Here is a 16393-nt window from a genome sequence, read left to right on the forward strand (position 1 = left end):
GATCATCTAGACCTTCCTCACGATTCGTCTTTGTCGAAATAATCATCTGGCAAATGTAGTTCTCGCAAACAACCGATAAATTTTTCTCTGAATTTCGGATCTCTTTGATATTTCGGCCATACCGCCTTATAGTAAGGCAGCAACTTCTCATGTGGAATAATGCCCCAGTACAAAATTAAGTTATTCATAACCTGCGGGCCGCCCCCCATCAACATCTGTTCAATGATCTGCCAGCCTCCCAGCTTGTTTTCGCAACTGCGCGCGGCATAGATGGCCGTGGTTTGCATTTTCGGGTCGGCGTGACACAAGAAAGGCGCAAAGTTCTGGAGAGTAATCCCACCGTAATCTTCCAAAATATACCCTGCATAACGCAACGTTTCCGGGTCGTGAATCCTGTCAAGCCTTTGCAAGATCACTGAAATACATTCCGTTAAATCCGCAGTTTTACTGGAAGCATGTAGAATCTGTAAAGCTTGCAGAAAATCCTCATGCCCATCCGATTGCAACAGCTCCAGAAGATATTTTCTACCCGCGTCAAAAGAAGTTTTGCAGATTAGCCAAATGGCTGCGGTCCGATTTTTTGGGCTTTGCTCCGCAATATTTTTCAAAAAACCAAGGGTTGGCTGAGATATTTTCTTAAACTTGGACATTCCATCAAGCGCTTTTGCTTGGATTTCTTCGTTTGGAGCGCTCTGATAAATCTGGATCAGCGCATTCTCATCACCCGGTATTCGACTGCCAAACCACCCGATATCATAATCCAGAATAATTTCATCCAGCCAGCGCTCGTACCAGTCCAGAAAGCTGTCTTCATAGACAAAGAAAAAAGGATGATCGGGATGAAAATCAGAGGTGTACACAATTCTCCCCCTGTATTTCCCTTCAAGTACGAGATACATGTCGTATTCGCAGCCTTGAGTGCCTATGCACAACATGCCGCCCAACACCTTATTACAGGTGTCGTCGTATTCCTCATCGGGGATGTCCTCATCCTTGGTCAGGGGCTCAATCAGATGGTTCCATTCCTCTTTGGCCATCCCGGGATGCAGAACGGATTTTGCAAGGAGTGCCTGGCGCTCGGTATAGGAGGCTGCCTTTTCAATCGGATAAATTCCATAATAGGGTCCGGCGCCTCCGTTGCCGACTTTCGTTAAAAACTGCGCGTAAGGCTCAGGAAGAGTGACCTGATTGTGGGCTTGCCAGTCCGCCAGCTCTTTTGCAGTAAGCTTCCCATTAACCTTGTATTGATGTGAGGATGCTCCAAACACCGAGAAAGCCGTGTCTTTGCGCATGGCTTGATTCAGTTTGTTTTTTATTCGATCCAGTTGCGTTTCTTTCTTTCCAAACCACATATTGAACCCTCCTGTTGACTATAGCCAGGTTTCCTTTGTTTGCTTAACCAGCAATTTTATTATTTTTTCTAAGGGTCTTATCTCTTTAGAATTATATGTATCTTTAAGTAGGTTTTCAGCAGTATACAACCGGTGCAGCAAACAGCTTGGACTACTGTCAATAGAGTGGACACCCCAAGTGGAGAATTTCAAGCGAGCCGATTCGTTTCCATTATAAAAGCATGTAATATATTCGAAATCTGCTTTCTTACTTAAAGTTTAACAAACTTATCTAAAAAATGCGTATACATTTCCCTAACTATTCGCTTCTGATAAGGTTCTCCGCGCTGTCTGTAACAGCAAGTTTTAGGACCATCCTTTGTCGGATGGCCCTACTTTGTAATCACATACGTTTAAACCATCAAGCACCATCGAACGCCAAGCTTATCAACAAACGACCAGTTAAACCCAGTCTTCGCTTTCATTAGCGAATCTTTGTAAATCATTCATAAAAACAGATGCATGGTAGCCATCGCAAACAGAATGATGAATTTGTAAAGAGACAGGCAGGAATAATTCATTATTCACTTGGGAGTATTTTCCGCCAGTTATTATTGGTAAGAGAAAGTTTCCACCATTTTAAGTTAAACGCTTTAAAAGAACTCCAAGGAATCATAGATATCGGAATATTATTATCTGGTATAGGTTCTTTTGGAAATAAACTACCTGTACCATTGTATTTTCGGACATCCTTTTCATACTGAAAATGAAACTCTGAAAAATTATTCATATTTGGCGACCAAATGGCTGGAAATGTATGCGTCCTATTGTCAAAAATAGTATAACAAGGACAAATCTCTGCCCAATAACCTAAATTACCCTCTGAGTTAAAACACGTTCTAAATTCTCTGTGAGAATTAACTATTCTTGTAACCATAAAAATAAACGCAGGATATAGCTTATATCCCTTTTTCTTTAAGTTCTTCATTAGAACAGTAATATTAATTTCATTCGTCATACTGAATGTTGTCTGTTGTTGTAAATAATGTTCAAAGTATTCTTTTCGATACCAATTGTCACGATTAATAATACTGAATTTCAACTTCAACGCCCCCTAATATAATTTATTTAATATTAGGAGGCTACTTTCACTGCTTTTTTCATATCAGTCATCCTTTTTAATATTTTATGCCATTATATCATCAAGTATATCTAACACCCTCTGAGCCATCTTTCACAGGCAGCTCTCTCACTGGAGTAGCGCCTAGCCTTTATTGCATAACTTACAACAAGTCCATTTTTATATCAGCCTTTCCATGAATTAAATGTAGTCGCTAGCATTGTCTGTATAGTTTTCAGGGTTTGGCGATTAATAAGTTACCAGGCACAAGCTCAGTGTCTACAAATTCCTTCAATAACCGTGCTTGCTCGTATTCCCCCATGTAACTTTTGAACCAATCAACCTAAGAATATGATTGGCATTGACGATGCTCATCAATACCAAAAGCTACATCATCCCACTTAAACGACCACCTGCTCAAAGCAGGTTGATTTTGACATGAATGTCAACGACTAAAGTCGTTACCTAAGACTAAAGTTCTTCTGAAAGTCCATACGCTGAAGCGCATTGGTATTGAAATTCGTAGCTCTTATTATTTTTCGCCCTACTTATGATACGGTTCAGCTTACGTCTCTATCAGCGAAATTGCTAAAGGAGCTGCATCTGTCAGCTCTTTTAGCAATTTCGATCTGGTGTGCATATTGTCATTTTCCGACCTGTTTATCCACTGGAATACTCTGAGCAAAACGAAACACATTATGAGGATCGTACTTTCGTTTCACCTGCTTCAATCTGCCAAAGTTCACGCCATAATACGCCTTGGGCCAGTTCTTAATCTGCAGATCGGGAAAATTCACATAATCCCCTTTAACAAAGGGACGTAACGCTCTGCGAAACCTTTCCACCCACTGAATATTCCGCTCCTGCTCCCCATTGTTTCTCCAGCGGGCTGACAGTTCGTAGATTGTCTCAGCCTTCCGATGAGGATAGGCCGTTGCAGTAGGCGATACTCGACTCACCGCGCTTCCTGCACCACCTAAGCTTTGACTCCACACGCTAGAATGTCTGTTGGGTGCTTTGGATAAAAAGTCACGTATAATTCGTACTCCTACAGGCGGCAAAGCTTGGAACCCGTAGGCCCCGGTTATTTTAAACTTCGGTTCCAAATTCAGGTCCGATTCGGCAAAAAATTTGGTTGCTTCAATAAAAGGTACTGTCTTCACCATCACCTTCACCGGAGTGCCTGCTCGCAAGAGCGGTCTAATCAATCGGCGCAGCTCCTCTGCACCGCCAAGCAATTGCCCGGTAGATACAATGGTTCCCACCTGCTTGGCAGCCACCTCAATTGTTGAGGTTAAGCGGTTCGTGACAGACGGGGCCCAGCGCTGCCAAGTTGGTAACACCTTCTCAAGGTCACTCCATTTCCATGTAATACTGTAAATAGATACCGATGAAATCGGCCTAACCCGAAATGTATATTCTGTAGCAACACCAAAGTTCCCTCCCCCTCCGCCTCGTGATGCCCACAACAGATCGGAATGTTTCTTCCGGTTTGCCACAATCGTCCTTGCCCCATACCTTCCCGAAGCTACGACCATCTTCACTTGTTTCAAGTTATCGCACGTAAGTCCATATTTGCGGGAAAGAAGTCCAATGCCTCCTCCCAAGGTAAGCCCAGCTACGCCTACGTCGGGCGCAGTCCCCGCCGGAATGGCCACACGCTTATCCCACAGCTTTTTGTACACACGGGCAAGTGGATTTCCCGTTTGTACAATGGCCACTCTATTTTTTCGATCAACCTTAACCTTATTCATCTCGCTCACATCAATAATAATACCGCCATTTACAGCCGAGAAGCCTTCATAGCTATGCCGCCCGCTGCGCACTCGCAGACGTATGCCCCGCTCACGAGCCCATTTGACTGCGTTGATCACATCCTGAGTCCGTTGGCAAAAAACAATGACCCTTGGAAATTTGGAAAAGCGCCTATTGAACTCCATTCTGGCCGTATTGTATGACGGATTACCCGGAATTACGATCCTTCCGGTTAATCGTGTACTTTTCTTTTGCAACTTTTGTGCCATCTACTTTACACCATCCCTGCTCATGACATAAGCCTTTCTCATCAACTTATTTCTATGTAGGGACACCCGTCCTAGTAACGGCAAACGCCCAGTTTATATCGTAAAAGTAGAACAAAGACGTGGTAGGTGTATAAGTTCTTCATTCATCAGGTAGCCCACCTTTTGCTCAATCAATCCTGTAATAAACCTCCTTTAAGTAAAACTATTTAAGAGCTGCACATCTTACAGAGCATTTAAATGTAGTATACTGTAGTATTCTTCACTAATTTCCTAGATTCTACAGGTGGCTAACATGACTAATAAGGGATGATCCATTTCCTTGTCTGTATGAAGAGGATATGCTGGAGGTGCATTTGCTTAAGGAACGAAACGGTGGCGTCAGATGGAGAGATTGGTCACAAAAAATAGAAGAGAGGCACTAATGCCCTGCCTCTCTTCTATAACGCATATGAAGCAGCTTGACACCGTGTTTCAATATCGTCATTTACGCTTTCGGGCGATCACCGCTAACCGGCCGTCCTCGGTTGAGTATTCACACGTAGACAGTACAATAAGCTTGTCGCCATATCGGGCTGTCACGCCCGTATCGTAAAGAGCGAGTTTTTTGATGTTCTGAATATATGAGTCAAACTCGGCGGGCGTACTTACCTTCTCAATCTGGTAGTATTTAAAAACGTCGTCCGATTTGCGATAAACTTTTGACAGAATAACGGCAACAATTTCATACTCTTCCTTTTCGTAAAGCGTGCTGAACTGGAACGTAGCATGCTCTTTATAAAAGCTTTCGTTCTTGTACTTCATTAAATCTTTAAACATCCAGCCGCTTTTCATGTGGTGTCCGTGAATCAGCAAAATGTCCGAACCGTTGGTCCGGCTATGCGCGTCCAAAAAGGGGAGGCCCCCTTTGTTTTCCTTTTTATCGAAATCATGATTGAGATAGTACTCCGCATCCTGTGGATTCTGCATGACTGGGTACTCAATTCGGGTGCCGTCAATCTTCAGCCAGCCGACGATGTCCGAGTTCCTCTCGTAAAGCTCTCGAAATTCGGGAAGCATAACCGGCTCATTCGCCTTATTGAACAAAAGGGAGGGGAATGCATCCCCTCCGCCTTTGTCCGACCCTTCCTCCCAAACTTTTGTCAGCTCTTCGATTTTCTGCTGCTCGGCATAATCCCCCAGAAAGGTTCTCGCAATATTAACGAGGGAAAATACCAACAGAAGGGAGGAAACGGCGATAAGAAACTTTTTAGTTTTGCTCATTTTCTTACCGCCTTCCCGGTCACTGGATGTGCTTTTTCTTCTTGTTACCGAGTAGACAGAACCCAATCGTCATCAAGGACATCAGCGCCAAAACCATATAGAAGATTGGCGATACGCTGTTGTCTCCGGTTTTCGGAGCATCGTCCAGCTCGTTGCCGACGTTGTCGGTTTCGTTGTTACCGTTATCGGTTCCGCTGTTACCGTTGTCGGTTCCGCTGTTACCGTTGTCGGTTCCGCTGTTACCGTTGTCGGTTCCGTTGTTACCGTTGTCGGTTCCGTTGTTACCGTTGTCGGTTCCGTTGTTACCGTTGTCGGTTCCGTTGTTACCGTTGTCGATTCCGTTGTTACCGTTGTCGGTTTCGTTGTTGCCGTTGTCGGTTCCACTGTTACCGTTGCCGGTTCCGTTGTTGCCGTTGCCGGTTCCACTGTTGCCGTTGCCGGTTCCGCTGTTACCATTGCCGGTTTCGTTGTTGCCGTTGTCGGTTTCGTTGTTACCGTTGTCGGTTCCGTTGTTGCCATTGCCGGTTCCGTTGTTGCCATTGCCGGTTCCGCTGTTACCGTTGCCGCCGGAGCCGCCACCGGAACTGATCGGCTTCATTGGCACGTCGTATTTTATAATGTCAAAATCGACAGAAATCGTATCACTCCGGTGCGTCTCGTATCCGTCCTTCGTTACGATCAGATAGTAATCCGCTTCAGGAAACACCATGTACGCATAGGAGCCATTTGCATCGCTATCCTGCTCCGGGCTCTCGTTGTTGTGCGGTGGAAAATTCGGAACCGGAGGAAGCGTTACTTTCGTACCCGGAATGCGGCCGTTATCTCTATTCCGCTTCGTATCCGCATAAAACAGTGTAACTTTGGCTCCGTCAATTTTCTTGCCAGTGATGGCATCTCCTGTCGTTTCATCATAAACCGTACCATAAGGGTCGACCAATTCCTCGGAAATATTCAGCTCTCCGTTAGCTTTCACGTCCAGTTGCGTCACTTTGAGGAGCAGTTCCTCGCCGGTCTCAGCTTTATAGCGAACTTCCATTGTGTACTTCTGCTCGCTTAGCCCTTCCACAGAGAAAGTTCCGTTCGAAGCCATCGGAAACGCCTTAGGACGACCGTTCTCCTTAATATAATTGCCGTCCTTGTCCTTCAAATAGATATGCATCTGGTTGGTAAACGAATCGTTGAATAGCTCTTTTGCTCCATTCAGCTGCTTGAACAGAACGATCCCTACCGCCGTAATGTCCGCCGGAACGGTCTCGTCCGTCACGCTGCCGTCCACATTTGCTTTTTGCGTGAACTCGACAGTCACACCCTTCCCACCTACCTGATACCACTTCGTATATGTGATCGTATAGTCGGTATCCGCTGCGGCTGGGACCGAATATTCACCCTTCTCATTTGTCTTCGTCTGAAGCTCCTTGCCTGTGTTCAGATCGGTCACCGTGATGGGGGCATTCGGAATGACTTCTCCTGTGTTGTTATCACGCAGCACGCCTTCCAGATACGGGCGGGTATTGACAAAGTGTGCTTCGGCCGCTTTTTTCTGTGGAATGGTGCCTGTGCGAACGAGACTTTCAGGATCTGTCACATAGCCGTCTTTCGTATAATCATCCTGGGTCACCTTATACTGGAGATATGTCGGAAGTCCTTGCACAATGAGCGTCTGGCCATCTGTAAGCTCGAAGGTCTCTCCGCTCTTGATCGTGCCCTTACTGCCATCCGACTTCACATAAGAGTAGGATTCGTTCGCTCTCTCGCCTGTGAAGGTGACTGTGTACTTGAACGGCTTCTTTTTGTCGTCGTCTTTGCCTTTAATCGTGTTGCTGATTAGCAAGTCGCCCTCCAAGACTCGCACGTTCGTAAACGGGGCATCTTCATCTTTGCCCTCCATGACTCCGGTATAATACCGTTCCTCAGGAATGGTCACGTATTCGTCGGCTGTGTATTCCTTCTGGGTAATTGTGTATTTCAGACCCTTAGGCAGACCCGAAATATCCAGTGTCTCTCCATCCTTGAGCTTGAAGGTATCGCGGGACTTGATCGTACCTGTGCCCCCGCCCGACTTCAAGTAAGAGTAGCTTCCATCCTTGCCTGCATCCTCAAAGACGACGGTGTACTCGAACACCTTCGTCTTGTCGCCGCCGTTGCCCATGACCGTATTGCTGACGGTCAGTTTGTTGACGGTCCGTTCATTGATGAAATCCGCCTTGTGGTCGCCTTTATTCACGATTGTGCCGGACAGCTCTCTCGTCTCCGGCGTGGTGATATAACCGTCAACGGTCGTATAATCGGCCTCGGTTACGGTATAGACCAGATCCGCAGGCAATATCGGGAGCGTCACAGATTCCCCGTGCTTGAGGGTAATCTTATCTCCGCTCTTGATCGTGCCAAACGTATTATCCGGCTTCTTATAGGTGTACTCTCCATCCTTGCCTTCGCCGGTAAAGGTCACGGTGTATTCAAATTCCTTGGAAGAATCGCTGCCGTTTCCTCCAACCTTATTGCCGATAGTCAGCTTTCCTTGCGCCGGCGTAGGTACGACCAGCGGATTATCAGAGGTTACTTTTACGCCATCTACCCAGATGGGCTTCCCGGGCGTATTCCCTACGTACACCTGATAAATTCTTGTAGTCGGCAACCATGTCGTTGTGTCAATATAAGTTTCCTTCAGCTCATAATACCCTGGATCTGGGAATAGCAGATTAAGTTTCCCTCCGCTATCGGTTGTTCCTTTGGCGATTTGAGTTCCATCATCCTTCTTATAGAGCGTAAACTCTACGCCTTTTAGCGGATTGCCATTAGGATCCACCTTTTTCAGGGGCAGCAGGGCATTGGAGCTTGAACTGCCGGCTACATCCGAACTGTCCAGCGTGCTTTCGCTTCTGGCACTGACAGATTTCAGATTGTCATCACCCTCCAGCTTTACCTCGTTGCCCATTTTGTCTCCGGCTTTCGCTTTAGATGAATCAACCTCTGTTTGGTACACAAACTGGTAAAACTTATTAGGGTCGTTCATTTTGAATTTTAAAACTGTGGTGCCTCCCGCGCCTGGTGCAGCTTCTACCTGAACTTCAGCATTCGGGTCGCTTAGATCCAGTGCTGCGCCCTCTCGTTCCAGAGCACCGCTGGCAGTCAGTTTAGCACGATAGACTGCCATACTAGGCGCTGTCAGCACAAGCTTTCCGTTTTCTTCATAGCGCAGATTCATGCCTGCACCTAGGGTATCCTGCAGATAAACGCCCTGCTTCATGTTAAATGGCGGGGTATAGTTCACTGTCCATTCCAGCACCCCTGGAACTGGCTTAGTTACCGACTTGCCCAAGGTCTGAATAGGTACGATAATCTTACGTTGTTCAGTGAGAACCTTTTCCTCTCCGCCCCATGTCATATGAAGGTCAGCTTTATTATACAACACCTGCTTGGTTGTGCCGTTTGTAGTGTATTCCTCTAAATATTTGCCTAATGCCACATTGGATGGTCTTGCCTTTACCAAAATGACATAAGGACTTTCCAATTTAGAGAAGGTGAAAGTTCCTACGTTTCCATTATGGGAGAAGTTTACCACATGAGCATTAGTGCCTGGTTCAATAATTGTTTTGGCGTCGTTTCTGACACCATACTCGGTACCTCCATTATTGTCCGAGTAGCCTTTCCAAAGCTCAACATCTTTGCTCTCAGAAAACGGAACGAATTCCCAGCCTTCAGGCAGTGTATCCACTAGCTTGATGTTGCTGATTACTCGGCTACCACCGTCCTTAGCCATTTCTTCTGTGTTGTATCCTGGCATATTCACCCCTAAGCGGAATGTAACAGTCTTGGTTGTCCTGTCATAGCCAGAAATCGTCCACGCTTCATTGCTGTCGTTTCTAATGTAGCTACTTACGTTATTTGGATTAACATTTTCAAGTGTACCATCTGCTTTCAATGGCTTCGACGCAAAGAGCATATCCTTGTTCAGCATACGAAGATGAAGATTAACAGCGTTTTGCGCAGCAGTTTTTACGGTTTCGCCGTCAAAGAGCAAAGCCCGATTCCAACTTGTTTTCCCTGCATTAATATCCTGTCTGAAGAGGATATCCGGCTTGGTCTCAAGTGAACGGAAGCTGAAGGATGCAGCTTTGTCGGTGTATCCGGTTACCTTGATCAAATCGGCCACGACTTCACCGTTCACTGTCAAAGGGATAACCTTCAAGGTTAAGCCGTTTGTGCTCTTGAGGGTACCTTCGTGATATTGCTTCCAAAGCTGAGTAGTATTAACATTTGCCTTGATTTTCGCAATCGTTTCCGCGCTCACCTCGCCGGTTGCATCCACTGCGTTGTCCAAGACGTTCAAATCTCCGCCATGCACCAGCACATCGTATACCGCCGCATTTGGCAGGGCATACTGTGGCGTTAGATTAACGCTCCACGTGATGCCGCCCAGGTTATAATCCTCCATTGAAACAGATCCATTTTTTGTAAAATCATGCGCACCAATAGTAACGATTGCCTCGTCAGTTACTGCGGCAGGTCTTATACCAGTTATCACATCATTGTTCTGAATACCGCCTGGTGTGTCCAAATTCCAGTTAGCGCGTGGATCGATTCTGAAATTTGAACCGTTTTTCACCTTAGTCTTAATCACTAGTTCCACTTTACCGTTAATGTCCCCAAAGGAATAAACACTGTTCGCATCCGGTGCAATTGATTGTACCTCAGATGCAGTGCCATCCACCCATGTCTGCCATGTGGCTGAAGTAAAATCCAGCCCTTCAGGTAGTACATTTGTGATGGTAAAGTTCTTTAAACCTTTTTTGTTATACTGGTTAACAGTGACTTTCCATGTGATTGTTTCATTAGGATTGTCATACGAGGCGCTGGCTTGAATCCAGTCGGGTGCGAAAGAAATTTCCTGACCTGCCTGCACCAACATATTATTGTCCTGTCTCAGTTCCACTTTGCCATTCATATCCCGATAGCTGCGACCAAGATTGCCTGGCGGATTCCGGTGCTCGTAATAATAGGCTTCCTTTGGAATCCATGTTTTATATTCAACCTTTGGATCTACACCTGTCCCCTGTGGGAAAGTGTAAGTCAGCGATCCGTCTGCCCCAATGTCTGGAGTTACATTTTGGTCATTTACTTTGAATGAATCCTCCATATAGATACCGCGGACATTTCCAAAGCCGGTATTATAAGTTGAAGGATTCGTATAAAATGTCTTCCCGTCTAGCGGTAATTTGATTGTTTTATCAAACTGATCGAATGCAGATACGCTTGACTGCCAAGTAATCGCTCCCTCAACAAATTGTGCCGGTTGAATTCCGCGATAACTATACTGATCCCACCTGATCATTCCAGGCGAGCTTAAAGTAATGCTATACGCTGCTGTAACATTTGGGTTCTCTAGCTGATAAGCACCGCCAAAGATGTTGATAGGCTTTGTATCGCCATACTCCATTCCCGTTACATCTGCATCGGCAGTAGTTACAAAGCTGAAGACAATACCTCGTCCAACACCATTGAAAAAGTTATCATCACCGTTAAATACAATCCTGATGCTATTTGGAGTGAAATAGGCGGTACCAAGCTGTTTCATACCTGATTCAGTCTGTGCATTCAGGGTTTTATTAGTTGTCGGCAACACCACTTCCTTGAAGTAGTCTTCTCTTTTCAGCTCGATCCAGTCACCCTTCTGAATGTATAGGTCGAGATTCGCATTTGTCGGATTAGAGTCATCACCATTCACTGGCACCTTCAGACCTTCCGATTTGAGAGTAAATGGCTGTCTACCCTGAATAATACCGTTTGAATCAATAACAGCATTTCCCTGCGTCACTTCCAGCGGAAAGGTTGAATTAGCTTCCATGAACACCGCCGTTTTGTCCGTCGGGACTGCCGCCATCGCTACGAGATTGGCCGGCATAGCGAACACCGCCTCTGGTACTGGCAACGGTTCGGTCGGCGGAGCGTACACTGCCTCAGATACCGACGACGGTTCGTCCGCCGTCCCGAAACCGTCTGACGTTCTCTCCGCAAACGCGACAGCAGAGAACGTCACCGTCTGCAAGAAAAGCAAAACTGCTAGGCAGAGAGATAGCACAGCTTTGCTCAAACTGCGTTTTCTTTTCAAACAAATTACCCCTTTATTGCCAGATTTTTTTCTATATCGAGCTCATTTCCTCGATTTAACCGCTCAAGCGAATAAACATATGCTATTGGCTTGATCCCAGCAGCCTTTATATCATCGAAACTCTTGCGGAGTTCCAGATGAACGTGTAAGTGCCGTGGGGTGCTGGCTGTTGATCATGCTTAGTAGCTATCTTCCCCTCTCCTTCGATGGTCTTTGCCACTTACATAATGCAAATGGCAGAATACGCACAGTTTACACAATGTATTTCAACATTATATACGAGGGACCTATACAAAATCTAAACAACCACTCGACAATATGAAGCGTGAAACTCAATTTCCACCATCACATGCGGTCCAACCATCTGTTCAGTTGATTATTCTTGGAACTAGGTATGCTTAAACCGTCTGCCGAGATGTAACTTGCTAAGTTCCCTCTTTTTCACCTCCTCTTAGAAACGGATTGGCTTGCTGGTAGATGTAGTAGTTCCTTCTTCCTAGTATCTTCGTTTCGCTGTAGACTATCATCACAAGAAAACTCTCAGATGTAGGACACCGATTATAGGACATCTACATATAGCTAGCCTATCTTAGTTCTTTTTTCATATTTTAAATTTGAGACAATTTACCTACTCAGTGTAAGCCAATAAACATTTTTCGACAAGACTTGGAAAACATACTTCTAGTATCTTGTCTGACAATGTTGAAGAATATCTGCTTTTTCAAAACACAATTTTATTGTGATCCTTAGGAAATCAGCTCATGATAACTACATTTTCACCAAACTTTTTTCATAGTTTAAATCGTAGCCTCTACAAAATCTCTATAAAATACAGACCGTACCCTCTCCCTGCAAATCTCAATAAAAAACAACCTCTGACAGACTTCAAAGCATCAGTGGTTGTTGGGGTAATTATTAGAATAGTTGTTGAGATTAAGAATGCCTTCCTGCAAGGTCGATTAGCTGACTTTGGATTGTCAACAGTAAATCAGACAACTTTTTTAAGGGCTGCATGACGATACTGAACAGGCGTCATATATCCTAGTGTTCCATGGATACGAAGCTTGTTAAACCAGTTGACGTAATCGTATAATTCCAGTTCCAGATGACGAAGGCTCTGGAAGTTCATCTGGTTCACGAACTCTGTTTTCATGATTTTGTAGGTAGCTTCGGCCACGGCGTTATCGTATGGACAGCCTTTCATACTCAGAGATCGGCCGATTTCAAACGTCTCCAGCAGTTCGTCCATCTTTTGATTTTTAAACTCGCTGCCACGGTCCGTATGAAACCACTAAATCTGACACAAATCGCCCTTGACGCTCGCAAAAGCGCGGGAAATCAGAGCAGCATCCTTGTTTGGACCTGCGCTATGGCCAATGATCTCTCGATTGAACAAATCGACCAGCACACAAATGTAATGCCATCGGTTCTGGACCTTCACATAAGTCAGATCGCTAACAACGAAGCGTTTGGCTTCCGTTTGCTCAAACTCACGCCGTTGTGGCTGTATTACAAGCGGTTTTATGGGGCTTATATTGTGCCACGGTGTAGCTGGAAACCAGTCCTTGCTCTTTCATAATCCGACCAATTCGGCGTCTGGAGACAATGAACCCACGCTCACGGAGCTTCACCTTGATTTTGCGTGTGCCGTAGGCTTTTCGGTTCTTGTGAAAGATATCTACAACGGCTTCGGTGACATCGTCTCCAGTTGCTCGTTCTTGGGCGTCGTAATAAAATGTACTTCTTGCGATTTGCAGGACGTCACACATTGCTGATACCGAGTATTTATCACGGTTATTCTGGATGATAGCTACTTTCGTCCCATGGCTTTAAAATATCGTTTTCCATCCTCAGACGCTGGAGTTCTTTTCGCAAAGCGATTAATTCGTTTTCCTCGGGCGAACGATTGTCCTTCTCTTTGAAGGAACCCGATGTCTGAGCTTGTTTGATCCAGCGGTCTAAAGCTGAGGCTGTGAGGCCATATTCCTCCACAAGGGCTGCTCTGGATTTCCCGTTTTCATAGAGTTGCACCATTTGCTTTTTAAATTACGATATTGGTTTGAAAATCGAAAAAAGTTTTATGAATAATGATGAGAGTAGCTTACAACAAGTCAATAAACATGTCTTAGATTCAGTACAATCCATAACCAATCAGCTTGTTGCTGAAGGCTACGAAATTATTTTTAGCGGTGCTGATGGGATAATATGCAAGAAAAAAAACTTCGAAGTTCAACCACTCTTCCACCTTGTCAAAAACTGTAGTAAAGAGATATCTTTCTCAATGGGAGTCAGTCCTAGTCTCTGCGATGCCTTTCTTGCTTTGAGATATGCAAAATCTAATGGTAAAGATACTGCAGCGATTCATAACTTGGGATTTAGCTTAATTAGATAAAAAATGACCGGCGCAAGCAGTAGCTTGACCGGTCATTTTTTAACATCATCTTATTATGCATTGATAAGTCGACTACTATTTCAACTTTCCTATAACCCTCGTAAACTTTTCAAGCTCAAGGTGTCATTATTCCTTTAGGCAGCGACACAACCACATCACAGTCATTACGAATCATTAAAATGACCGGCTAATATGAAACGAGCCGTTAACTCAATTCCTATAATCCATTTTGCCAGCCTTTATTGTTTCAGTATTTTCCCCAGGATGTTTTCCGTAAATAATTGTTATATCAATATCTTTAATTGCGTTATATATATCTGGATATAGTTCTTTAGTTTTTAATAAGTTTTTTGCAGTCCTATGATATTTATCTTCTGGTAATTCTGGATTCCTAGCATGAATAACTCCCCAGTTTTTAACACCTACAGGATATATTCCATCACTATCATTATCTAACTTATTATACTTTAGTATTACTTTTCTCTTGTTATCGGATAGTCTGTATTCAGCCGGAATCTGCTTATCTAAATAATCAACAAATTCTTTAATGCTGAATTGTCCTTTGCCACTTCCAATCCCAAAGTATTCAATAAAAGCGTTATATTCTTTATCCCCAATAATAGCAAAACGGTATCCTTTTTGAATCGGAATACAAAGAACATTTCCCCTGACTCTTTTTATAAATGTTAGCGACCACCCGCTTGAATCTCTGGTATCAAATATTGCATCTGATATAATATTATTGTATTTATGTTCAAAAGTTCCTATCTCCACATTAAGCTGATGCATAGAACTATAAAATACTTTTAATCCATCTACTATGCCGCTATAAGAGTACCCCATATTTTCTACCTCCAATCGACTCCACATGCAACAAATGTAACACTTAGCAGCTGCAAAAATAACGTATCTATCTGTAAATGCCCCGCCTTGCCACCGCAAGTAAATTACGAAATTTTCACATTCGCTACAGTCTCTTAGAGTCTCCAATCTGCAAGTTTAGCATCGAAGCCTCAACCTCCAACTCCGATTCCCGTTATTTGTAATAATGTTCTCTGTAAAGGAGCAACGGTAAAAATAATAAATGATGTATCACGATTCTCCTTGCGTTGAACTATTCTTTATTACAATAAGTTCTTTAACTTTCGCTCGTTCCATCTCAATAAAGAAACCTGCTATTTATAAAAAAATTTTCACATATCTTAAATTTATATTTTCAATTTATCAAACAGGATGCGATTTCGTTTCGAAGCATCTGAGAGCAATTTGTCATACGTTATTATCTCAATATATGCATTATAATAATCGTGAAGGTAAAAATAGCCCATTCCATCTGGTGTAGGCTTATAATTGTTTTTCTTTGCCGTTTCTTCTAATTTTGGTGTCATATCAGCAATGATATAACAATAAAATGGAGTGTTCGGTGACAGATTGAATGGTCTACCGTCTTTATCTCTCACCTTTGCTTCTTTAATAACGGACATATAATTATAAACTTGATCAATCGGGTTTTTACCCTCACTGTCAGAATTGTAGTCATCACGATTTGGTCGTTTAAACTCAACAATTACAATTGAGTTGTATGGCTTTTCAAGCCCAAAGGCATGAGGTGCGTTAAACGCAATTATGTCCGGTCTTGAATCATCACCACTTAATATTTCAGTCATATTATTTAGCGAAATATCCGAAGCCAAATACCTGTGATACGCAAGCTTCTCATCAATAATCCACAGGTTGTGGCTTTCGAAATCAATTTCATCTGTCGTAGTTTTTAAAGGAATAATTAGTTCATGCAGGTTTTTTTCGAATAAATACTTCCCGTTATCTTGAATCTCTAAGCTTTTTTCAAGTAGATTTAATAATGTCCTTCTTTTTACAATATACTTCGCCAAGTCCATTTTACTTTCATCATTTACTTTTTGAAGAACCTCATCATATTTTTTCTTGTATATTTCTAAGTCTGTAATTTCATCTTCCTTCATATTTAATATGGACTTTACATCAATTAAATTCTTCATCTCATCAACTTGCTGTATCTTATATAGCTCAAGGTCTAGGGAATTTTTGCTATTTGTTGAATCCGGATTAATCTGAGCGATTTTGTCTGGATAGTTTCTTAACAACCTACGATAATGAGGAGCCTCATTCATTACGTAC

General features: G+C 43.6%; 7 protein-coding genes and 2 pseudogenes. 1 reads left to right on the forward strand and 8 read right to left on the reverse strand.

Features of this window, described 5'->3' with window-relative positions; translation table 11 throughout:
• Window positions 1-17 precede the first annotated feature (17 nt).
• From QD47_RS20315 to QD47_RS20340, 6 genes and pseudogenes are all read right to left on the reverse strand, one after another.
• On the reverse strand, window positions 18-1352 hold the full coding sequence (locus QD47_RS20315; RefSeq protein WP_044647836.1) for an SMI1/KNR4 family protein: 1335 nt from the start codon (window positions 1350-1352) through the stop codon (window positions 18-20).
• A gap of 441 nt (window positions 1353-1793) precedes the next feature.
• Window positions 1794-2433, reverse strand: a pseudogene (catA, locus tag QD47_RS20320) (type A chloramphenicol O-acetyltransferase).
• Between the two features lie 662 nt (window positions 2434-3095).
• Window positions 3096-4475 (reverse strand): FAD-binding oxidoreductase, encoded by a 1380-nt coding sequence (locus tag QD47_RS20325; RefSeq protein WP_044647837.1) that lies wholly within the window; start codon window positions 4473-4475, stop codon window positions 3096-3098.
• A gap of 480 nt (window positions 4476-4955) precedes the next feature.
• Entirely contained in the window at window positions 4956-5735 is a 780-nt protein-coding gene (locus tag QD47_RS20330) for a class B sortase (RefSeq protein WP_044647838.1), read from the reverse strand.
• A 19-nt stretch (window positions 5736-5754) separates the two neighbouring features.
• Entirely contained in the window at window positions 5755-11844 is a 6090-nt protein-coding gene (locus tag QD47_RS20335; protein ID WP_044647839.1) for a DUF7601 domain-containing protein, read from the reverse strand.
• Window positions 11845-12832: 988 nt separating this feature from the next.
• Window positions 12833-13878, reverse strand: a pseudogene (locus tag QD47_RS20340) (IS3 family transposase).
• 25 nt (window positions 13879-13903) lie between these two features.
• On the opposite strand from QD47_RS20340, the gene QD47_RS20350 reads away from it, so the two are divergent.
• On the forward strand, window positions 13904-14236 hold the full coding sequence (locus QD47_RS20350; protein WP_152643833.1) for a mCpol domain-containing protein: 333 nt from the start codon (window positions 13904-13906) through the stop codon (window positions 14234-14236).
• Window positions 14237-14446: 210 nt separating this feature from the next.
• On the opposite strand, the gene QD47_RS20355 is transcribed toward QD47_RS20350, so the two are convergent.
• A complete protein-coding gene (locus tag QD47_RS20355) occupies window positions 14447-15079 on the reverse strand; it encodes a DUF6037 family protein (RefSeq protein WP_044647842.1) in 633 nt (210 codons plus the stop codon).
• 365 nt (window positions 15080-15444) lie between these two features.
• Window positions 15445-16393 (reverse strand): hypothetical protein (locus QD47_RS32195; protein ID WP_200893481.1); only part of this gene is annotated, 949 nt, incomplete at its 5' end.

This window comes from Paenibacillus terrae (assembly GCF_000943545.1).
GTDB lineage: Bacteria > Bacillota > Bacilli > Paenibacillales > Paenibacillaceae > Paenibacillus > Paenibacillus terrae_A.